Genomic DNA, 20,061 nt, shown 5'->3' with positions numbered 1-20,061 from the left:
GACGTGGAGATCGCACTGGTGGAGAGGAACCAGTACCGCTTCCGGATCGAGCAGCGGGAGCCGATGCGCGTACCCGGGGTGGTGTTCGCCTCGCGGGCGCTGCTGCCGCAGGCGGCGGGGGACAAGGCGCTGGAGCAGGTGGCGAACGTGGCGACGCTGCCCGGCATCGTCCGCGCCTCCTTCGCCATGCCCGACGTCCACTGGGGCTACGGCTTCCCGATCGGCGGAGTGGCCGCCACCGACATCTCCCACGGCGGGGTCATCTCGCCCGGCGGCGTCGGGTTCGACATCTCCTGCGGCGTACGGCTGCTGGCCGCCGGCATGGACCGCGAGGCGCTCGACCACGACCGGATGCGGCGGCTGATGGACATCCTCGACCGCACCATCCCGCGCGGCATGGGGCGCGGCGGCCTGTGGAAGCTGTCGGGGGCCGGGGAGATGGACGACCTGCTGGTCGGCGGCGCTCGCTACGCGGTCGAGCGCGGCCACGGTGTGCCGCGCGACCTCGCGCGCTGCGAGGACTACGGCGTCCTGGACGGCGCGGCCCCGGGGCAGGTGAGCACGCGCGCCGTCGAGCGGGGCCTCCACCAGGTGGGAAGCCTCGGCTCGGGCAACCACTTCCTGGAGGTCCAGGCGGTCGACCAGGTCTACGACCAGGCCACCGCAGCGGCCTTCGGGCTGCGGGTGGGCCAGGTGTGCGTCATGATCCACTGCGGCTCGCGCGGCCTGGGCCACCAGGTGTGCACCGACCACGTTCGCGTGATGGACCAGGAACTGCACCGGTACCACATCCAGGTCCCGGATCGGCAGCTGGCCTGCACGCCGGTCGACTCGCCGCGGGGCCGCGCCTATCTGGGGGCGATGGCGGCGGCCGCCAACTACGGCCGGGCCAACCGCCAGCTGCTGTCCGAAGCCACCCGCCATGCCTTCGCGACCGCTGCGGACGTCGGTCTTGAGCTGGTCTATGACATCTCGCACAACACCGCGAAACTCGAGACCCACGAAGTGGACGGTGTGGCACGTTCACTGTGCGTCCACCGCAAGGGCGCCACGCGGGCGCTGCCGCCGGGCGACCCGGGCCTGCCCGAGGACCTCGTCCGGGCGGGCCAGCCGGTACTGGTCCCCGGGACGATGGGCACCGCCTCGTACGTGATGGTCGGCCTGCCCGGCAACGACGCCTTCCACTCCGCCTGTCACGGCGCCGGCCGGGTCTGGAGCCGCCACCACGCGCTGCGCATGGTCCGCGGGGAGCGGCTTCGCGGCGAGCTGGAGGCCCGGGGCATCGCCGTGCGCCCCTCCTCGTGGCGTGGTCTCGCCGAGGAGACGCCGGAGGCGTACAAGGACGTCGACACGGTCGCCGCCGTCACCGAGGGCGCCGGACTCGCCCGGCTGATCGCCCGCCTGGTGCCACTGGGCGTCGTCAAGGGATGAGTCGGCACGGAGCGGGAGCGATGGGCTCGGCTTCCCCGGAGGCCTGGTCCGTGGGGGTCCGCGACAAACGGCTGCTCGGCGCGGACCGCGCGATCCCGCACGCCTGGTTCGGCGCCGAGCAGGCGGGCTCCGCGTCACGCAGCCGTCGCTGTCGGCGACGGTGATCAAGGACCTCTCCCCCGATCAGAGCCTCTCCCCCACGGCGACGAGCACGTCCTCGAAGTAGGCACCGGGCCGTGCCGTTCGACGGCCTGCGGCACTCGTCGATCCCCGGCCCGTCCGGCACCGTGGCTTCGACGACTCGGCCCCTGCAACCGGCTCCGGCGCCGCACCGGGAACCCAGCCGCACCACTGCGAGCTGTGCCGCGGGGTCCGGCCTGCCCGTCACCGAGCGGTGCGCCGGGGCAACGTCGCCATGCGGCAGACCGTCGTGTGCTCCGTCCGCGGAAGAGGCACAGTCATCGACTGCCGCGGGGCGGCGAGCCCGTGAACGGCGCCTTCGCTCGTGCCGACCGACCGCCGGCGGCGACATGCCATCGGAGCACGGCGGGAAGCCGGACGCTGCCTCTCACTCTCCGTGGTAGAGCCGCTCGGGATCCACCAGGACCACCTCGCCTCGCGCCTCGGCCTCGCGCAGGTGCGGGCTGAACCCGACCGCGCTGTAGCAGGCCGGCCGAGCCCGGCTCACGTCCTCGCCGCGGTCGGCGAGTTCGGCCAGGATCTGGAGCTGCTCGTGCAGGTGACGCACGTCCATCACCTCGTCCCAACACGCTCTGCCGACCGAGAGCAGGACCCCGGCACGGCCGTGGACCTCGCCGCGGACCACCACATCGACGTCGACCGGTCGGTGCCCCCGGATCCCTGAAAGCGACCCGGCGGAGGCAGTGACAGGTCGGGGGCCGAAGGTGTCCCGGGACGCGAACCTGGTCACCCAGTCCCGGCACACCTGGGCGAAATGCGGCCGGACCACGGCGGATTCGAAGACTGACCGCGCAGACTTCCAGACCTCTGCGGGGCCCTGCTGCCCCAGCGCGATGCGGTTGGGGCGTATGACGGCGTGGTCGAAGGCGAGCAGCGGCTCGGTGATGCGATAGCGGTTCACGCCCGGCCGGAAGGCATCGGGTGCGCCCTGGACGAGGCCGCAGTCACGCAGCACGGAGAGGATGTGGGGTACCTCGGTGGCCGGGCGGTCCATCCAGTCGGCGATCGCGCCCGGCGTCGAGCAACCGTCGGCGATGGCGGCCAGGGTGGAGTGGCACAGGCCGCGGTCCCAGCCGTCGGGCTCCTGCTCGATGATGTGTCCGGCCTTCCACAACAGCGGAAGGCGGGGGTTGAGGACGGTCCGGCACACCCAGGCGTCGAAATCGTCGGGGCCGGCCGGGATGTCCTCACCGGCCGGGTCGTACCTGAAGGCGGTGCTTGCGCCGACGACGGCGTGGACCCGGAGGGCGAGGCGCGGATCGTCGATGCTCCAGAGCCGCGCGCCCTGCCGGAAGTCCAGGGGAAGGATCTTCAGATGAAGGTCTGCCGCGGTCGAGGCAGTGCCGAGCAGTCGGCGCATCATCGGCATGGCACTGCCGCACAGCAGCAGCCTCACTCGGTTGGACCGGCCCGCCTCGCGCAGTCGACGGCAGACGCCGCTGACGTCGGAGGGCAGGGCGGGGCTCTGCCGGACGAGCTCGGGGAAGCCGTCGATGACGACGGGCAGCGGGTGTTCGCTCGCGAGAGTCGCGAAGGCGTCGAGCGCGTCCGCCCAGCAGCTCCAGCGGGTCGGGCGGTCGGCACCGGTGTGGCGGGCGAGCTGGTCGCCGAGCCGCCGGAGGGACTCCGCCTCCGCCACGTCCTGGGCCCCGAAGTAGAAGCCACCGGTCGCCGAGGTCAGTTGCTGGAGCAGGAAGCTCTTGCCCTGCCGACGGGGCCCGGTGACGATGGCGACCGCGGGCCCGGGCCGGGGATCGCGGGCGAAGGCGACGAGCGCGTCCCATTCGGCCTCACGGTCGAAGAGCTCCTTCGGCCGGGCAGCAGTGGCGGTGGCGGATCGCACGGGTGGGTTGTCCCCTCGTTCGGCGGCGGCCTTCAGACCCAGTAGACCTCCGGGGTGGCCGCCGCGCCTCTCAACGAGCGGGACCGGGCAGCGTATGTCAGTAGCGGGATGCGGTGCGGGTGTGCGGTGCGGGTGTGCGGTGTGCGGTGTGCGGTGTGCGGTGTGCGGTGTGCGGTGTGCGGTGTGCGGGCCGATGATGCCGCGCACCGCGGTGGTCCGGTGTCGACGTGGGTGTCCGAAGGCGCAGTGCAGGGGTCGGGTGGGCGGCGACGACGCCGTCCACCGGGCGGCACGGGCCTTCGACGCGTGGACGGTCCGGGACCGACGCGAACGGGATGTCGACGACTTGCCCGGTCCGTCGACCGGCACCCCACCGAGGTATCGGCCACATCATCCGTTCATCCGCATTCATGAGGTGCGGAGAAATGGGTTCCTGGCGCGCCGGGGCGGCGGTCATGGTGGGCTCCGGCGGTGAAGCGCTCGGCGCTCGCGCCTGTGCTGAACGCGAGTAGCGTGGGGCGTGAGGCAGGGCCGGCAGGAAGTCCGGCCGACATCCACGAGCGTGGGAGCCGCGGGCGGAGCCGTGAGGGCGGCCGTCCGGCACTGCCGGAGCAGTCGATGTGGTCGGCTGACATCAGACCGTTTCCGCACCGCTCGTAGTCGGTGGTGAACCGAAGAGGCGGGCTCGACGGAAAATGCGTCCCGGGCGGGCCGCATCCCGCACCGACGAACGTGACTCCGACGGCCCGCGGGAGCCGCGAGCGTGCCGGATCGCCCACGAGGACCGACCGCGGTCGGCACGTTTCCCGCCCCGGAAATCCCGGGGGCAGCTTCCGCGCGGGGTTTCACGGCCGGGTTCTGCCGCATCGAGGAGGCTGGACCATGCACTTCACCGACCGCCCTGACGCGGGGCGGCGACTGGCCGGGCGACTGACACACCTCGCGGGCGAGGACATCGTCGTCCTCGGCCTTCCCCGTGGTGGCGTGCTGGTGGCGGCGGAGGTCGCCGAGGCCCTCGGAGCGCCGTTGGACATCATCGTGGTGCGCAAGCTCGGCGTGCCCTTCCAGCCGGAGCTGGGCATGGGAGCCATCGGTGAGGACGGCGTGCGCGTCGTCAACGAGGAGGTGATGCGTGCGACGGGAACGGCCGAGGAGGAACTGGTCGCTGTGGAGGAGCGGGAGCGTGCGGAGCTGGACAGGCGTGCCCGGCGCTACCGGGGCAGCGGGCGGCGTACCGGGGTCAGGGGCCGGACGGCGGTCGTCGTCGACGACGGCGTCGCCACCGGGTCGACCGCCCGGGCCGCCTGCCTGATCGCGCGCGGTCACGGAGCGGCCCGGGTGGTGCTCGCCGTCCCCGTGGCACCGGAAGGCTGGACCGCCAGGATGCAGGGCGCCGCCGATGAGCTGGTGTGCCTGTCCACCCCGGTGGGCTTCCTCGGGATCGGGCAGTTCTACGAGGACTTCGCGCAGACCACCGACTCCGAGGTCATCGCCTGCCTCGAACAGGCGGCAGACCGTCTGTCAGGGAGCGACCCGGGCTCGGCCCCGCAGGATGCGGCACGATCCAGCACTCCGCCCGTTGCGGATCCGGAAGTCGTCGTGCACGCCGGACCGGTCCGGCTCGCCGGGCAGCTGGCCGTCCCCGAAGGGGCCACGGGCCTCGTGGTGTTCGCCCACGGCAGCGGCAGCAGCCGGCACAGCCCGCGCAACCGCTCCGTCGCGACCTCGCTGAACAAGGTCGGCCTGGCCACGCTGCTGTTCGACCTCCTCACGGCGCAGGAAGAGCTGGACCGGGCCAACGTCTTCGACACCGGCCTGCTGGCCCGCCGTCTGACCGACACGACTCGTTGGCTGCTCGACCAGCCCGAGGCCCAGGGCCTCGCGGTGGGCTACTTCGGCGCCAGCACCGGCGCGGCCGCCGCGTTGTGGGCGGCGGCGGAGCCGGGGTCCCAGGTCGTGGCGGTCGTCTCCCGCGGCGGCAGGCCCGATCTGGCCGGGCCCCGCCTGCCGGCGGTGACCGCACCCACGCTGCTCATCGTCGGAGGCGAGGACGAGGTGGTGCTGGATCTGAACCGCCAGGCCCGGGCACAGCTGCGCTGCGAGAGCCGGCTTGCCGTGGTCCCCGGCGCCACTCACCTGTTCGAGGAGCCTGGTGCTCTCGCAAAGGTGGCGGACCTGGCCACAGAGTGGTTCACCGGCCACCTGGGGCCTCGCGCAGAACCGGGAGGTTGAGCGTCGGCGTGGCGCGCGGCCGCCGCCGCGCTCCGGCACAGCTGGGCACGCCCCCCGGGTCCGTACCGTGAGGGGCGCGATGAAGGACGGCGGCTCGCGAATGGATCGGGTGTCCCGGCACCCCGTCGAGAGCCGCGCCTCCTGCGACGGCCGTACTCCGAGCAGCCCCCGACGCAGCGTGGACAAGGAGACGGCCCCGGCCGGGGAGACGGCCTTCCGTCGGGGACCGGCATGGCTGCCGGTCTCGTGCGGTCGACCCGTGAAATCGGGCGGGGCCCTCGATCGAGGATACGGCGGTGTGGAACGAGGCCATCTATGCAACCCGCTTGTCTACGCGCATCATTGGGTTGCTTCGCTCGCACAACCATCCCCGGCCGCGGCGTGGGCATCCCCGCTTCACCTGTGCCTGTCCCCGGTCGACACGCATATTGTCATGCACTTGTCATCTCCTAGGGGAGGCAACACGATGGCTTGCGGATCCACCAGCCTGTGGGCCGGTGAAACCAGCTGGTTCTGCTGCGGCAACGCCTGGGGCCCATGCTCCAGCGCCGGCGGCGGCGCCTGCGGCAACTGCCAGTCCAGCGCACACCACGGCGCGTGGCCCAACGCCTCACAGGCGTGCTGGAACATCACCCGGCCCGACCTCTGTGGCGAGAACATCCCCAGACGTGGCTGCGGTGCGGTGATGAAAGTGAAACACCAGTGCTCGGGCGCGACGGTGTGCATCACGATCACCGACTGCGGCCCACGCACCAAGGACTGGTGCGGAGAGGCGACGTGCTGCAACAACACCTGTCGCACCAACCGCGTCCTCGACCTGACCCCGGCCGCCTTCTCGGCGATCGGCAACCTCAGCTCCGGCAAGCTGCCGGTCTACATCTACGAGTGAGGGGGACGGACATGACCGTACGACACGACCGGGCCGACGGGATGCGCCGTCGGCGCTTCCTCACCACTGCCGCCCTCGGCGGCGCGACCATCGTCGGCGCGACAGCGCTCGGCGGCCTCGATGCCGAGGCCGCCTTCGCCGCGGAGCCCTCGCTCGACCCCGCGATAGCCAAGTCCACCTTCGTGGAGGGCCGCATCACAGGCATCACCGGGAGCGTCCTGGAAGTGGCGGGCTCCCAGGGCGGCCACTCCCGGGTGCAGATGACCAACGTCACCAGCGTGTGGAAGGTGCGCGCCACCACGGCCGAGGTGATCGAGGTCGGCGACGGGCTCTACGCACGCGGCGTGAAGATGCCCGACGGCACCGTGGCCGCCGACGCGGTGTGGGTGAACATCGTGAACCTGGACACGCAGATCCGCGGCATCGCGAAGAACCGTTTGCACCTCGCCCACGGGCAGCACGAACTGGTCGGTCACGTCGCCCCGGACGCCAGCGCCTCCTACGCCGGCCGCGCACTGACGTCCGACCTGTCCCGGCTGCGTATCGGGCAGAGCGCCCAGGTGCTCGGTGCCTGGCGGCCGTCCGACAACTCCGTGGACGTCGTCCGCATCTCCGTCGGGCACTGATACGGGACCGAGGACACAGAGAGAGGAAGAGATGCTGTCACTGACAACGGGCCTCGCCCCGCTGGTCCTCGCGGGCCTGCTCGGGTGGACCGGAGCGGTCAAGGTGTTCAGCCGGGGCACCGCGCAGCAGGCGCCGAAGACGGCACTGGCCCGGATGCTGCGCAGCAGTGAGCGGGCCACGACGGTGCTGCGCGCGACCGGCGCAGGTGAACTCCTGATCGCCGCAGGTCTGCTGGTGATTCCGGCGAACCCGGTGCCGGGGGCCGCCGCCGCGGTCCTCGGGGCGGGCTTCCTCGCCTATCTCGGCTACGGCCGGGCCATGGCACCGGAGTCCTCATGCGGCTGCTCGGCACGTGAGGACACCCCCATCACCTGGCGGGCGTTCGCACGGGCGGCGGTCGTGCTCATCGGCGGGGCCGCGGTGGCGGTGGCGCAGGACACCTGGTGGCCGGCGGTCTCCGAGCGGCCTGCCGGTGCCCTTGTCTTCCTGGCCGGGGCGGCGGCGGTGCTGGTCGCTCTCTCGGCCGACCTCGACCGGTGGTGGCTGCTGCCACTGCGCCGGACGAGGCTGCGTGTCTTCGGGCACCCGCTCCTCGGTACCGCTGCCGGGAACCACCAGGTGCCGGTCGCGGCGAGCGTCGAACTCCTGGAGAACTCCCTTGCCTGGCAGGCCGCCGCGCCAGTGGTCCGGTCCGCCCTGCTGGACCACTGGGAGGACGACGGCTGGCGCATTCTCCAGTACTCGGGTGTGTACGGGGACGGGGAGAACGCGCGTCCGGTCGCGGTGGTGTTCGCACTCGATGCCTCGGCCGGCCGCGACACCGGCGACGACCCGGTCGTCCGTGTCAGCTACGTCGACGCGGACAGCGGGGAGGCGGTGGCCGTGGACGAACTGGGCGCGGTGCCGTCGCGCAAGAGCCTGCCGATGGCGGGCTGACGCGACGGACGAATCACCAGCCCGCGCAGACCTCCGGAACACAGCGCACAGCAGCGCCGGACCGACAGCCGGGTCCGGCGCTGCCTGGTCCGGGTCCGCCACTGGTTGCCTTCGTCGAGAGGCTGGTCCCTCACCAGCCGGAGCTGATTTCGACGCGGGCGTTGAGGCCGCCCTTGCCGGTGCCCTTGTAGAAGTAGAGCTTTCCGGTGGCGCCCGGCTGGGATTTGGCGGCTACCAGGTCCCCCGTACCGTCACCGGTGAAGTCACCGCCGGCGTAGTCCGAGATGCCGTTCCAGCCACTGGAGCCGATCTCCGTGCGGGAGGGACCGGCGTCGATGGTGCCGTTGCCGTGGCCCTTGTAGAGGTAGAGCTTCCCGGTGGACTTCTCGGTGGCGACGATGTCGTCCCTACGGTCCCTGTTCATGTCACCAGGACTGACGATCTTGTCCATGCCGTTCCAGCCACTGGAGCCGATCTCCGTCCGGGAGGAACCGGCGTCGATCGTGCCGTCGCCGTGGCCCCGGTAGAGATAGAGCTTCCCGGTCGACGTCCCGACACCGCCGAGGTCATCCCTGCCGTCACCCGTGAAGTCACCGACGAAGGTGTTGTTGATCCCGTTCCAGCCGCCGGAACCGATCTCCTTGCGACGGCCCGGACCGCTACCGGTACCGGGGTAGAGGTACAGCTTTCCGCTCGCGACCTCGGTGCCGACGAGATCGTCCTTGCCGTCCGAGTTGAGGTCACCGACGGCCAGATTCGCCATGCCGTTCCAGCCACCCGTACCGATCAGCACCCGCGAGGTCAGGGTTCCCGTGCCCGTACCGGGGTACAGCCACAGATTGCCCGTCGACACCTCAACGGCCACCAGGTCCTTCCTGCCGTCCCCATTGAAGTCACCGGCCGTCAGTTTTGTCATACCCGGGTTGCCCGTGGTCACAGCCGCGCCGACGTCGACGTAGTCCCGGTCGATGTTGATCGTCGTCCCACCGTACGACTCGGTGACATTGCCCGCGTGCTGGTGAACGCGCTGGTGCTCGGACCAGTACCCGGCGGGGATGTTCACGTCGGCGGTGTTGGCTTCACCGTTCCAGTTGGCGGACCAGACCACGTCCGGACGCTCCAGCGCCGTGGACGAGTAGACGGAGGAGAGGTCCTTGATGCCACTGGCGGAGGAGCTGTACACGCCTGACCGGTAGCGCAGTTCGTGCAGACGGGCGGACCAACCGGAGAGAAAGTTGAGGACGTTGGTGCGGTACCCCGAGGAGTACGCCTCCATGTCGGTGTAGAGCACCGTGCCGGTGACGAATCCGAGCCCCTGTGCCAGATCGACCGCCGCGTCGGCGGCCGACCGGCCCTGGCCGGTCGCATTTAAGGAGGAGATGCTCGCCGCCTGAAGGCCCGCGTAGATGGGGAGCAGATGCCAGCCACGGCCGCTCTGCTCGGCCACCCATGAATCGGTGAGGTTCGGCTGGGAGCAGGCCCGGCTCGGTCCGCCCGTGTAGATGCCCACCCCTCTGTAGGGCGAGGACGCCCAGTCCGCCATGGCGCCCGAAGAGGGTGCCGAGCAGGCGTCGAAGGCTTTGCCGGTGTAGCCGGTGCCCGGGATCGCGGAAGGGGCGGACGGGAAAGCTCGCTTCCGGGGCGCCGGAACTGTCTGCGGCTCGGCCTCGCTGCTGGTGGTGGCGGAGCCCAGGACCTTCTCGATCGCTGCCGTCGACGAGCCGTAACTGACGGTTGCATAGACGCCGGCGCCCTCGAAGGCCAGCCGTACTTCGCGGGAGTCGCCGGCCGGGAGGACACGGGGAGCGGGAGAGCCCGCAGGGACGTTCACGGTGGGCACATCCTCTCGGGGTGCAGCTCCGGTGAACGGCTCCAGCACGATCGCATCGGTCTTCGCCGCGATCAGGTGGCCGGGGCAGAACTGCTCGGCTCCTGGATGCCCCAGATACACGGCGTGCTGATCGAGTCTTACGCAGGCGTTCGGGTCCGTCTCCAGGTCCACCAGCCTCCACCCGGCCGGAACGTCGATGGAGAATCCCCGGTAATCGACGTGGGTGAGCGGTTCCGCCGCCGAGGCGTTAGCGGAGTGCTGGAACATGGCGGTCAGTCCGATGACGGCCATGAAGGCAGAGGCTGAACGGCGCAGATGACGGTTCTTCATTCTCTCTTCCAGAAGTCGGGGTCCGATGCGGCACGGCCGGCGCGGTCGGGGCGTGGGAGCGCACAGAGGCGGGGCGGGGCCGCAGTGAACTCGGACCCGCCTGATGGGGTGTCACCAGCCGCCGGTGCCGATGTCGATGCGGGCGTTGAGGCCGCCCGTACTGTTGACCTTGCAGAGGTAGGGCTTTCCGGTGGCGCCCGGCTGGGATTCGAGGGCTGCCAGGTCACCCGTACCGCCACCGGTGAAGTCACCGCCGACATGGTCCGAGATCCCTTTCCAGCCAGCGGAACCGATCTCCGTACGGGAGGAACCGCCATCGATGGCGCCGCCGCCATGACCCTTGTACAGGTAAAGCGTCCCGATCGACGTCCCGACACCGCCGAGATCATCCCCACCGTCACCCGTGAAGTCGCCCACGAAGATGTTGCTGATGCTGTTTCAGCTGCTGGAACCGATCTCGGTACGACTGCCCAGCCCGCTACCGGTACCGGGGTAGGGATAAAGAGCTTGCCGCTCTCCACCCCGGTGCCGCGGAGCGTCCGCGGTCCGGACGGGGTCTTCGTCCCTATTGGGGTCGGACGGTCTGCTCGATTCGCTCGAAGACGCCCGAGTCCGACTCCATTCGGCCGCCTTCGCATACTGCAGCGAACCCGACGGTGGTCACGTAGACCGCGAGCCCATCAGGGGACAAGTGACTCGTGCGGGTGGGGGGTATGCCCTCGCGTAGAGGAAGCCCGTCGGTCCGCGATTGGTACGGGCGATCCTAGTTACCCATGGACGTGTCAGACGGGCCCGCTACGCGGCCAGGTGGCGGATTCCCACCCGGTTCGGAGCCACAGGTGCAGCCTGGATCCCGGTGACCTCGACTGCGACGCCCCACGCCGAATTCTCCGTGCGGTCGTCCTGACCGATCGTGAGCTGCATCCCGTCCAACTGGCCGCCCAGCCGACGCACGATCTGCGCGTGCTCCTGGACACCCAGGCTCCAAACCGGAGTGCCGCCGGGCACGAGGGTGATGTCGGTCCGTCCGCCGCCCGGCGTGTGGGAGACCAGGTCGCGGATCAGGGCGGGGTCCACTCTGCGGATCACGAAACTCAGTCCGAACCGCCGGTCCTTGACGCGATCGGGAACCAGACGGAATCCCTGGTCGTAGCCGATGGCGTACACCTCGCCGTCGACCGCGAGCATCAGCAGCCCGGCCGACCGGGTGTACGTCCGGAGCGTGAACGCCGGGTCGGAGTGCCCCAGCCACTTCGCGAGCGAGACGATCGACTCACCGGCTTCGAGCGTCACCGAGGCGCACGTACGGCGCAAGACGTGGAAGCCGTGCTCACGACTCGGCTCCCAAACACGCGACGGTTTCTCACCCGGCTGCCGCTCGGGCAGCGGTGGGATGACTCCCACGTCGGCGAGCGCGGGCTTCCACGCCTTGGTGTTCCAGGTGGTGCGGTTGATCGCGCCGCGCCGCCCGGTGTGCACGAGCAACGGGACGGTCACCTTGCGCCGGTCCTCGCGTACGAGGTCGGGCGCCTCGGGGTTCAGCCACGGCAGGGTGACGTCGATCGGTTCGAAGCGTTCCTGGTGGGCAGGGCCCATTGAGCCCTTGGGGAGCGCTCGCAACCCTCGGCTCTCGGCTGGCTGCGCGCGAGTCCGGGGCAGAGCGGGGTGCACGGGCAGCCGGCCGAGGCGGGGACATGGTGCGAACGACACGCTCAGCCATGAGCGGAGCCGCCCTCGCAAGTGGGACCTCGCCGGACAGTGGCGTCCGCGCAAACCCTGCTCGCGTCCAGGGACTTGCCCCCGCCTTGCCGTCTTCCACGCCACGCACTCCGGAAGTTCTCACACACCCGGCACCAGGCATCGGGAAGGACGCGAACGCGTTGGTCAACGGAAGAGCGCGGCCCAGCGGGCCTCCTCTTCACGCTGCTCCTGGCCGCGACTCAGCCGCGCGCGGAAGGCCAGGGACACCGTGGTGATGGTGCCCGCGACCGCCACCAGCGCGACCGCGGACAGGGCGACCGGCATGAGCAGCAAAAGCATCGTGAGGGCCGCCGATCCCCACCCGGCCAGTACAGCGGCCGCGACCAGCCGGCGGGAGCGCGGCCGGTCCTGCCCGGCACGCAGGTCGATGCAGGCGGGCAGGTACCAGACGTTGCCCGATACGCAGAGCACGGCGACGCCAAGCGCCAGAACACCATGGGACATCGGGCAGCACTCTCCTCAGGAGCGGGGCTTGCGGTGGTGGACGGGCTCAGAGGTCAGTGCGGTACGGCAGGGTCGAGCGCGGCAATCTCCGGATGGTGCAGATCGAAGGCCGGGGACTCGCTGCGGATTCGGGGCAGGGCGGTGAAGTTGTGCCGGGGAGGAGGACACGACGTGGCCCATTCCAGGGAGCGGCCATAACCCCAGGGGTCGTCGACGGTTACCTTCTTGCCGTACTGAGCGGTCTTCCAGATGTTGTAGAAGAAGGGGAGGAACGACAGCCCGAGCAGGAATGAGCCGATAGTGGACAGGGTGTTGAGGGCAGTGAAACCGTCGGCGGCGAGATAGTCCGCGTATCGGCGGGGCATTCCCTCCACACCGAGCCAGTGCTGCACCAGGAACGTGAGATGGAAGCCGACCGTCAGCACCCAGAAGGTGATCTTCCCCAGGCGCTCGTCGAGCATCTTGCCGGTGAACTTCGGCCACCAGAAGTGGAATCCGGCGAACATCGCGTAGACGACCGTACCGAACAGTGTGTAGTGGAAGTGGGCGACCACGAAGTACGAGTCGGAGACGTGGAAGTCCAGTGGGGGTGAGGCCAGGATGACTCCCGTCAGTCCACCGAAGACGAAGGTGATCAGAAATCCGGTGGCCCACAGCATCGGCGTCTCGAAAGACAGCGACCCCTTCCACATCGTGCCGATCCAGTTGAAGAACTTCACTCCGGTCGGTACGGCGATCAGGAAGGTCATGAAGGAGAAGAAGGGCAGCAGTACACCACCGGTGACATACATGTGGTGGGCCCAGACGGTGACGGACAACCCGGCAATGGCTATCGTCGCGGCAATGAGACCGATATAGCCGAACATCGGCTTTCGGGAGAAGACCGGAATGATCTCGGAGACGATGCCGAAGAACGGCAGAGCCAACACATAGACCTCCGGGTGCCCGAAGAACCAGAACAGGTGCTGCCACAGAAGTGCACCCCCGTTGGCGGCATCGAAGATGTGCGAGCCGAACTTCCGGTCCATCTCCAGCGCGAGGAGTGCTGCGGCGAGGACCGGGAAGACCAGGAGGATGAGTACGGCGGTCAGCAGTACGTTCCAGGTGAAGATCGACATCCGGAACATGGTCATTCCCGGGGCACGCATGCAGATGATGGTGGTGATGAAGTTCACCGCTCCGAGAATGGAACCGAAGCCGGACAGTGCCACGCCCATGATCCACATATCGGCGCCGACGCCCGGCGAGTGAACGGCGTCGGACAGCGGGGCATAGGCGAACCAGCCGAAGTCGGCAGCTCCTTGAGGAGTGAGAAACCCTCCCGCGGCGATCAGTGAACCGAAGAGGAACAACCAGTAGGCCAGCATGTTCAGCCGCGGAAAGGCCACATCGGGCGCGCCTATCTGGAGCGGCATGAGCCAGTTGGCGAATCCCGTGAACAGCGGCATCGCGAACAGCAGCAGCATCACCGAGCCATGCATCGTGAATGCCTGGTTGAACTGCTCGTTGGACATTATCTGCGTCCCGGGACGCGCGAGTTCGGCGCGCATCACCAGCGCCATCGCCCCACCGATCAGGAAGAAGGCGAACGCGGTGACGAGATAGAGCGTGCCGATCTGCTTGTGGTCGGTCGTCGTGAGCCACGAGACGACGATCCGGCCGCGCGAGGAACGGCCCGTCAGATCGGTGCCGGGCTGCGTCCTGCCGGGCTGAGTCGTGCCCGCCCGAGTGGGCCTGCGACCGGCCGGGGTGCCCTCCGCGTCGACGGTGATGGCCCGCGCGCCGGCGGGGTCGGCCCCGGGGCCGGGGGGCTTGGGGCCATATGCAGGGGCGGCCTGATTGCCCTGCGATTCCATTGCGTCCACCGGACCGTGTCCTCCAGCTCTGGCAGTTCTCCGAACGCGCCCCGGCCGCACGCGGACGGCTCCAGGGAGCGGTCGGGAAGGTCCGGCGGATCACGAGGGGACGGACCGGACCTTCCCGACCGCACCATGCTGGTCGCGAGCGGCGACGCTCCCCAGGGACCGACGGGCACCTTCCACGGGGCCGACCGGCCCTACTTCCCGACGCATTCGGCAGCCGACCGGCCCCGCCCGCGCCGGCCTTCGAGACCACACACCGCCGGGCCCTCGGTACCTGGGCTGTCGGAGGCCGACCGCCTGTGGACCTGCCCCAGCCCTGCGGTGGGGACGGACGCCGACGAGGTGTTGCATCTGATCGCCGAGCGGTCGATGGAAGTGGCGGGGCCGACCGGGCAGCGATTCCGCTGCCCACGGCGCGGCCCGGTTCCGTGCCCCTCTCAGAGGCTCCGGCGGCATCAGCGGCCGAGGAACGCCTCACCGTTGCCGTCGCCCACGGCCGGGACTCCGACCGTGTGACGGGGGTTGTCCGTCCGGTACGGCGACCTTTGGCCTGTTGGCCGGTACGCGGGCCGGCGCCTCCCGGGCGTGTGACGCCTCAGCGACGAACCCGATGCCGTCCTGGGCCTCCAGCAGATCGCACCTGGCCCGCGCGCCGCATCCGGACGGCGAGTTGGAATTCCATGTACGGGCCCGGGGCGCCGACGGGGTGAGTGATGCGCTGGTGCACGGCACGCGGGAAGGCGGCACCGTCCGCCTCAGCGCGCCGCGCGGCGCGCTTGTCCTGCCCGATCACACCCCGTCCGCCGACGTTCTGTTGATCGCCTCCGGTACCGGATGGGCCGCGATGAAGGCGCTGCTCCAGCAGATCGACGCCGAACGGTCCCGTGCGCACCGGGTGCGGCTGCTGCTGGACGCAAGGGTGGGTGAGGGCATGTACGACGGGCGTATCTGGAGGCGTTCCGGCGCGGACGCCCCTGGCTGACCGTCCTTACAGCCGGTCAGGCCGGTCTCGCCGCAGATCCCGGTCCGGGGGCCCTGGACGGAATGCTGGCGCGGTGTCCCGGGGCCGCCGCCCGGCAGCACGTCTATCCGGCCCTGGAACCCGAGGCATCCACGACAGGCTCCGCGCGGGCCGTCGCCGCCCGGCCGGCCGCCGCCGGAGTCCCGGCCATGCACACCCATCACGACAGCACCGGCATCGTACGGGTCATAGAAACGTCTGCCAGTACGACCAGAACCGCGTTGCTATCAGCATGGCGATGACCAGGCACCAGGTAACCGGGACCACAAGCGGGAACTCCAGCACCACCGCGACGAGAGCGCGTGGGGCGGGCAGGACGCCATGGCGCAGGTTGTGCACGGTCGTGTGCCAGAACATGAAGATGGTGGCCACCCACACGAGTACGCACCACAGGCAGAGCGCGCCGATGTCGTACAGCGCCTGCGTCATCAGCCACATGCAGAAGCCGACACCGAACAAGGTGCCCAGGTTCAGCCCCAGCCAGTACCACCGCTGGTAGCGCGCACCTGCGAGCAGGCCCGCGCCGGTCCCCATCACCATCCCAAAGGCGATCAGTCCGATGAGCGGATTGGGGAAGCCGAACACCGACGCCTGTTCGCTGCGCATCACATCCGTGCAGGACACCACGGGGCTCAGCGAGCAGGCGGGTACGAAGCCGGGGTCGGCGAGCAGTTCGAACTTGTCGGTGGTGATCACGAAGGAGCCCAGCAGCCCGAGGGCGGCGGTGATCACCAACAGCCATGCGAATCCCTGGCGCGCCGCGGTCCGCTCCTGTTCACCGCTCGTCCCCGAAGCACCGTCGTCCGCCCTGTCCTGCGAGGAGCTGACCTCCCGGTCATCGGCCTCGGGGGCTCCCGCTACCAGCTCCGACTCACGCGCCGACGCGCTCATTCCCGCCCCCGCACGGAGCCGTCCGGCCAGACGACCTCCACCCGGATTCCACGCGCCCGGGCGAAGGCAACCAGATGCGCGGTGGCGTCCCGGCCGTCCGACGGCGAACCGTCCCACACGGCGAGCACGGTCCGGCACGTCTCCACCAGACGTTCATCGGCGCTGACACAAGCGTTGCGGTCGGCCGGATCAAAAGCCAGCAACCGTACGTTCTCGGCCAGGACCAGCAGTTCCCCTGCGGCCCGCCGGTCCCCCTCGGGCAGCACTGCGGGCACCGCGCCCTGGGCCGGCAGCAGTACCGTCAGCTTCCGTCCGGCCTCCCGGGCGGCGCGCCCGAACACCAGCGGCAGCCCCGCCCCGACCCGTACGAGCGCGGCCACGCCCTCTGCCAGGCAGTCCAGCCGCGCTCTCAGTTCAGCCTCCACCAGCGCCAGAGTTCTGTTGTTGAGGTCTCTGTGTCCGACGACCGCGATCAACGCGTTCTCCTCCTGTACACATCCGCACCGCCCGCTCCGACCGAACGCTCCACAAGCCACGGCCCGGCCCCGGAGCCGCCGCCCGGCCGGCCCGCAGCGTGCGGTCCACCGCAGTGAACCCATCGGGGGTCCGACGCCGCTAGGGCCGTTCGGCCCTGGCGCGCGGATGGCAGCAGGCGATGTACTCGTGCGGCAGGCGAGCAGATCAGGAGACAGGGCCGCCCTATGAGCCACGCAGGTCATCAGTCGCCCCAGCCGCCCGTTCCCGCGACCAGTCCCACGCCGTCGACTTCGGCCCCGGCGCACGGCCCGGCGGCCACCGGACCACGCCGCACGGTCGAGTTGACGGGCGCTCAGGCGCTGAGCCCGCTCGGCGGGACGTCGCGGTTCCGGACCCCGGCGTGAGCCGGCGCGGCAGGGCGAGCACGCGCCGCACCGCGAGCACACCGGCGGGGTCGATCGCATCGCCACAGCCCTGCGCGACACTCCTCGCCTCTTCACCCCCCAGGGACTTCTTGCGGCCCGAAGCGGCAAGCTACTGAAAGCCCAGAAAGGGCCTCCGACGCAGGTCGGAGGCCCTTTCGAAGGAAAAACCGCAGGTGGCGGCAGACGAGTCGGGCTGTACGCCGGGTTCTGTCACCCGGTCGCCTCGCGGCGGCCGGGGAGACGGCCATCCATCTAGGACCGGCATTGCTGCCGGTCTCGTGCGGTCTACCCGCGAACTCGGGCGGGCAGCCCTCGGACGTTCGCGCAGGGCCATCTTGCGACGGCCCCTCTTGACCTTGCTCCGGGTGGGGTTTACCTAGCCGCCTGAGTCACCTCAGGCGCTGGTGGTCTCTTACACCACCGTTTCACCCTTACCGAGGACCGAAGTCCCCGGCGGTTTGTTTTCTGTGGCACTGTCCCGCGGGTCACCCCGGGTGGCCGTTAGCCACCACCCTGCCCTGTGGAGCCCGGACGTTCCTCGGGAGGATCCGAAAATCCCCACGCGGCCGTCCGCCCGGCTCGTCTGCCGTGTCGACCATGCTACCCGGACGCGCGGGACGCCTCGGACGGAGCTGATCGGACGAACGCCGCGATGCCTGCGGACCAGGCGGCCGACAGATCAGCGCCCGGGGGAAACCGCCCGTTGAGTTCCAGGACCACCATTCCGTGGGCGAACGCCCAGGCCGCCCGAGCCCGCTCCTGGTCGCCGTCGACCGCGCGGAGGAGAGGAGCCGCGGCGCGTTCCTGCAGGCCGGGAGGGAGCGCCGTCGGGTCCATGGGGCGCGCGGTGGTGAGGAGGTAGAGGTGCGGGTGGGCCAGGGCGTAGGCGCGGTACGCGGTGGCGATGGCCGGGAACGAGCCAGGGGCGGCTGACTCGGCGGCTTCCAGCGTCTCGGCCGTCTCCCACAGCACCTCGCCGGCCAGGGCCGTCAGGACGGAGGCCTTGTCCGGAAAGTGTTTGTAGAGGGACGGTGCCGTGATCCCGATGCTGTCGGCGAGCCGCCGCATGGTGAGGGCTTCCGGGCCTTCCGTCTCCAGGAGGGTGCGGGCGGCGGCGATGATCTCCCGGGCCCGGTCCGTCACATGGCCCGTCGCATGGCCGGTCGCATGGCCCGTGACGGCGTCCGTCGTGGGGGCAGTGACACGTCCAGTCACGCTGGAAAGCCTTCCTTCGTACGGAGTCCGCCGGAGTTCGTGGTGCCCTCGGAGCCCCGTGGTCGAAGGCGTGATCGTACGAGATGGCGGGCGGGTCGGCCGCACCGGGACACGAGGCCGACCGGCCGCGCCGCCGTCGCCGCTCTCATGCGGGCGCGAACAGTACCTTCGCCGCCCCCGGGTCCGCCTGGGTGAGGCGGACCCGGAGCCGTTCGCCCAGCGGTAGCTTCGTCGTGCCGCCGTCGATGCGGGCCACGATGGCAGGGTGCTCGATGTGGACCGTGCCGATGGTGGGTTCCTGGTCCTGCACGTCGACCACGTACGCGTCGAAGACCTCGCCCACCTGGTCGCTGAGGAGTGCCGCCTCGACCAGGTCGACGCACTCGCGTTCCACCGTGTTGGCTCGGCGGCTCCCTTCGGCCATTTCCTTCGGGAGGCCGGGGAGCGCGGCCGTCACCCACTCGGGCGGCTCCCGGTCCGCGACTGCCGCGACGCACAGTTCGGCCGCGTACCGGTCGACGAGGCGGCGCAGGGGCGCGGTGCAGTGCGTATAGAGGTCGGCGACAGCGGCGTGGACGGCGGGGGTGGGGAGTTCGCCGTGGTCGAAGACCGTGTAGCCGGCGCCGCGCAGCAGGGTGGTGCACTCCTGCAGGAACGCGGCGTGGCTCGCCCTCCTCGGGTCGAGCGACCGGACGACCTGGGCGTACGGGACGTGGTGCGGCCAGTCGACGTGCAGGGCCTCGGCCGAGCGGCGCAGCCGGGCGACGGCGCCGTCCGGGGCGACCGGGAGCGTACGCAGGATGCCGGTGCCCGCCTCGGTCATCAGATGGGCGGCGGCCATGCCGGTGAGGAGGGAGATCTGGGCGTTCCAGCCCTCGGCGGGCAGCGGGGCGCGGTATTCCAGGCCGTATGCGCCGTCGCGCTGGACGATCTCCTGCTCGGGCACGTCGAGCGAAATCCCGCCGCGGGCGATCTCCTGCTCCTCGCGGAGCCGGCCGATGTCCTTGAGGAGGGCGAGGGGTTCCTCGGCGGTGCCCGCGTCGATCTGCCGCTGGACGCCCGCGTAGTCCAGCTTGGCGCGGCTGCGGACCAGGGCCCTGCGTACGTCGGTGGCGACCGTGCGGGCCTCCGCGTCGAGGTCGATCCGCCAGAGCAGGGCGGGGCGGGTCTGCCCGGGGAGAAGGCTGGCTGCGCCCTCGGAGAGCGCGGTGGGGTGCAGCGGCACCTTGCCGTCGGGGAAATAGAGGGTCCTCACCCGGCGGTGGGCCTCGGTGTCGAGTGCGCCGCCAGGACGGACGAAGGCGGCGACGTCGGCGATGGCGTAGTGCACCCGGAAGCCGTGCGGGCGGCGTTCGAGGTGCATCGCCTGGTCGAGGTCGGTGGAGGTGGGCGGGTCGATGGTGAAGAGGGGGAGGTCCGTCGCGTCCTGGTGTCCTGTCAGGACGAGGGACTTCGCCACCTGCGCCGCCTCCGCGAGGACCTCGCGAGGAAAATCGACGGGCAGTCCGAGCGTGGTGCGCAGTGCGCGCAGGGCCGCCCGCAGCGGGGTGTCGGCTGCGCCGGTCATGTGAAGATGGCGGCGGGGCATGGACCGAGCGTATGGCGGGGCGGGGCGACCGGCATCCCGGGCGCGGGCGGCTCTGCG

At 70.5% G+C, this 20,061-nt stretch carries 17 protein-coding genes and 1 other RNA gene; 7 read left to right on the top strand and 11 right to left on the bottom strand.

The window, feature by feature from the left end; all coding sequences use genetic code 11:
- Positions 1 to 3: 3 nt before the first annotated feature.
- On the top strand, positions 4 to 1,431 hold the full coding sequence (locus OG395_RS36145; RefSeq protein ID WP_327246684.1) for an RtcB family protein: 1,428 nt from the start codon (positions 4 to 6) through the stop codon (positions 1,429 to 1,431).
- A gap of 20 nt (positions 1,432 to 1,451) precedes the next feature.
- On the top strand, positions 1,452 to 1,595 hold the full coding sequence (locus tag OG395_RS36140; protein WP_327246683.1) for a hypothetical protein: 144 nt from the start codon (positions 1,452 to 1,454) through the stop codon (positions 1,593 to 1,595).
- Between the two features lie 404 nt (positions 1,596 to 1,999).
- On the opposite strand, the gene OG395_RS36135 is transcribed toward OG395_RS36140, so the two are convergent.
- A complete protein-coding gene (locus OG395_RS36135) occupies positions 2,000 to 3,475 on the bottom strand; it encodes an AAA family ATPase (RefSeq protein WP_327246682.1) in 1,476 nt (491 codons plus the stop codon).
- 882 nt (positions 3,476 to 4,357) lie between these two features.
- Here OG395_RS36135 and OG395_RS36130 point away from each other — a divergent pair.
- From OG395_RS36130 to OG395_RS36115, 4 genes are all read left to right on the top strand, one after another.
- Positions 4,358 to 5,707: a phosphoribosyltransferase family protein gene (locus OG395_RS36130; protein ID WP_327246681.1), complete on the top strand. Its 1,350-nt coding sequence runs from the start codon at positions 4,358 to 4,360 to the stop codon at positions 5,705 to 5,707.
- A 466-nt stretch (positions 5,708 to 6,173) separates the two neighbouring features.
- Entirely contained in the window at positions 6,174 to 6,596 is a 423-nt protein-coding gene (locus tag OG395_RS36125) for a hypothetical protein (protein WP_327246680.1), read from the top strand.
- An 11-nt stretch (positions 6,597 to 6,607) separates the two neighbouring features.
- On the top strand, positions 6,608 to 7,222 hold the full coding sequence (locus OG395_RS36120; RefSeq protein ID WP_266986247.1) for a cell wall protein: 615 nt from the start codon (positions 6,608 to 6,610) through the stop codon (positions 7,220 to 7,222).
- 31 nt (positions 7,223 to 7,253) lie between these two features.
- Positions 7,254 to 8,159 carry a MauE/DoxX family redox-associated membrane protein gene (locus OG395_RS36115; protein ID WP_327246679.1) on the top strand — a complete coding sequence of 302 codons (906 nt, stop codon included), beginning with the start codon at positions 7,254 to 7,256 and terminating at the stop codon, positions 8,157 to 8,159.
- A 130-nt stretch (positions 8,160 to 8,289) separates the two neighbouring features.
- Here the strand turns inward: OG395_RS36115 and OG395_RS36110 are convergent, their stop codons facing one another.
- The 5 genes from OG395_RS36110 to ctaD form a co-directional block, all read right to left on the bottom strand.
- Positions 8,290 to 10,281: a glycoside hydrolase domain-containing protein gene (locus OG395_RS36110; protein ID WP_327246678.1), complete on the bottom strand. Its 1,992-nt coding sequence runs from the start codon at positions 10,279 to 10,281 to the stop codon at positions 8,290 to 8,292.
- Between the two features lie 150 nt (positions 10,282 to 10,431).
- Positions 10,432 to 10,737 (bottom strand): hypothetical protein, encoded by a 306-nt coding sequence (locus OG395_RS36105; RefSeq protein WP_327246677.1) that lies wholly within the window; start codon positions 10,735 to 10,737, stop codon positions 10,432 to 10,434.
- A gap of 378 nt (positions 10,738 to 11,115) precedes the next feature.
- The gene (locus tag OG395_RS36100) at positions 11,116 to 11,916 is read right to left on the bottom strand and encodes a TIGR04141 family sporadically distributed protein (protein ID WP_327246676.1); all 801 of its coding nucleotides are present in this window, start codon (positions 11,914 to 11,916) and stop codon (positions 11,116 to 11,118) included.
- Positions 11,917 to 12,204: 288 nt separating this feature from the next.
- Positions 12,205 to 12,525 (bottom strand): hypothetical protein, encoded by a 321-nt coding sequence (locus OG395_RS36095; RefSeq protein ID WP_327246675.1) that lies wholly within the window; start codon positions 12,523 to 12,525, stop codon positions 12,205 to 12,207.
- A gap of 53 nt (positions 12,526 to 12,578) precedes the next feature.
- Positions 12,579 to 14,390, bottom strand: coding sequence for an aa3-type cytochrome oxidase subunit I (gene ctaD / locus OG395_RS36090; RefSeq protein ID WP_327246674.1), 1,812 nt, complete (start codon positions 14,388 to 14,390; stop codon positions 12,579 to 12,581).
- Positions 14,391 to 14,940: 550 nt separating this feature from the next.
- On the opposite strand from ctaD, the gene OG395_RS58505 reads away from it, so the two are divergent.
- The gene (locus OG395_RS58505) at positions 14,941 to 15,369 is read left to right on the top strand and encodes a hypothetical protein (protein WP_442818632.1); all 429 of its coding nucleotides are present in this window, start codon (positions 14,941 to 14,943) and stop codon (positions 15,367 to 15,369) included.
- 225 nt (positions 15,370 to 15,594) lie between these two features.
- On the opposite strand, the gene OG395_RS36075 is transcribed toward OG395_RS58505, so the two are convergent.
- The 5 genes from OG395_RS36075 to OG395_RS36055 form a co-directional block, all read right to left on the bottom strand.
- Positions 15,595 to 16,299 (bottom strand): vitamin K epoxide reductase family protein, encoded by a 705-nt coding sequence (locus OG395_RS36075; protein WP_327246672.1) that lies wholly within the window; start codon positions 16,297 to 16,299, stop codon positions 15,595 to 15,597.
- Entirely contained in the window at positions 16,296 to 16,775 is a 480-nt protein-coding gene (locus tag OG395_RS36070) for a hypothetical protein (protein WP_376333901.1), read from the bottom strand. Before OG395_RS36070 ends, OG395_RS36075 begins: the two co-directional genes overlap by 4 nt.
- Positions 16,776 to 17,381: 606 nt before the next feature.
- Positions 17,382 to 17,783: RNase P RNA component class A (rnpB, locus tag OG395_RS36065), an RNA gene on the bottom strand.
- An 18-nt stretch (positions 17,784 to 17,801) separates the two neighbouring features.
- Positions 17,802 to 18,344: a TetR/AcrR family transcriptional regulator gene (locus OG395_RS36060; RefSeq protein WP_327249560.1), complete on the bottom strand. Its 543-nt coding sequence runs from the start codon at positions 18,342 to 18,344 to the stop codon at positions 17,802 to 17,804.
- 217 nt (positions 18,345 to 18,561) lie between these two features.
- The gene (locus OG395_RS36055) at positions 18,562 to 19,983 is read right to left on the bottom strand and encodes an RNB domain-containing ribonuclease (protein ID WP_327246671.1); all 1,422 of its coding nucleotides are present in this window, start codon (positions 19,981 to 19,983) and stop codon (positions 18,562 to 18,564) included.
- Positions 19,984 to 20,061: the final 78 nt, after the last annotated feature.

This window comes from Streptomyces sp. NBC_01320, assembly GCF_035974375.1.
Classification (GTDB): Bacteria; Actinomycetota; Actinomycetes; order Streptomycetales; family Streptomycetaceae; genus Streptomyces; species Streptomyces yanii.
Note: the sequence above shows the minus strand (reverse complement) of the source record. Positions and strands in the feature narration are given on the sequence as shown.

Bases quoted from the DNA above. Each gene is read 5' to 3' on its own strand.
- OG395_RS36115 (WP_327246679.1), top strand. From the start codon at position 7,254: ATGCTGTCACTGACAACGGGCCTCGCCCCGCTGGTCCTCGCGGGCCTG.
- OG395_RS36075 (WP_327246672.1), bottom strand. From the start codon at position 16,299: ATGAGCGCGTCGGCGCGTGAGTCGGAGCTGGTAGCGGGAGCCCCCGAG.
- OG395_RS36110 (WP_327246678.1), bottom strand. From the start codon at position 10,281: ATGGCCGTCATCGGACTGACCGCCATGTTCCAGCACTCCGCTAACGCC.
- OG395_RS36125 (WP_327246680.1), top strand. From the start codon at position 6,174: ATGGCTTGCGGATCCACCAGCCTGTGGGCCGGTGAAACCAGCTGGTTC.
- OG395_RS36100 (WP_327246676.1), bottom strand. From the start codon at position 11,916: ATGGGCCCTGCCCACCAGGAACGCTTCGAACCGATCGACGTCACCCTG.
- OG395_RS36095 (WP_327246675.1), bottom strand. From the start codon at position 12,525: ATGTCCCATGGTGTTCTGGCGCTTGGCGTCGCCGTGCTCTGCGTATCG.
- OG395_RS36120 (WP_266986247.1), top strand. From the start codon at position 6,608: ATGACCGTACGACACGACCGGGCCGACGGGATGCGCCGTCGGCGCTTC.
- OG395_RS36130 (WP_327246681.1), top strand. From the start codon at position 4,358: ATGCACTTCACCGACCGCCCTGACGCGGGGCGGCGACTGGCCGGGCGA.
- OG395_RS36140 (WP_327246683.1), top strand. From the start codon at position 1,452: ATGGGCTCGGCTTCCCCGGAGGCCTGGTCCGTGGGGGTCCGCGACAAA.
- OG395_RS36055 (WP_327246671.1), bottom strand. From the start codon at position 19,983: ATGACCGGCGCAGCCGACACCCCGCTGCGGGCGGCCCTGCGCGCACTG.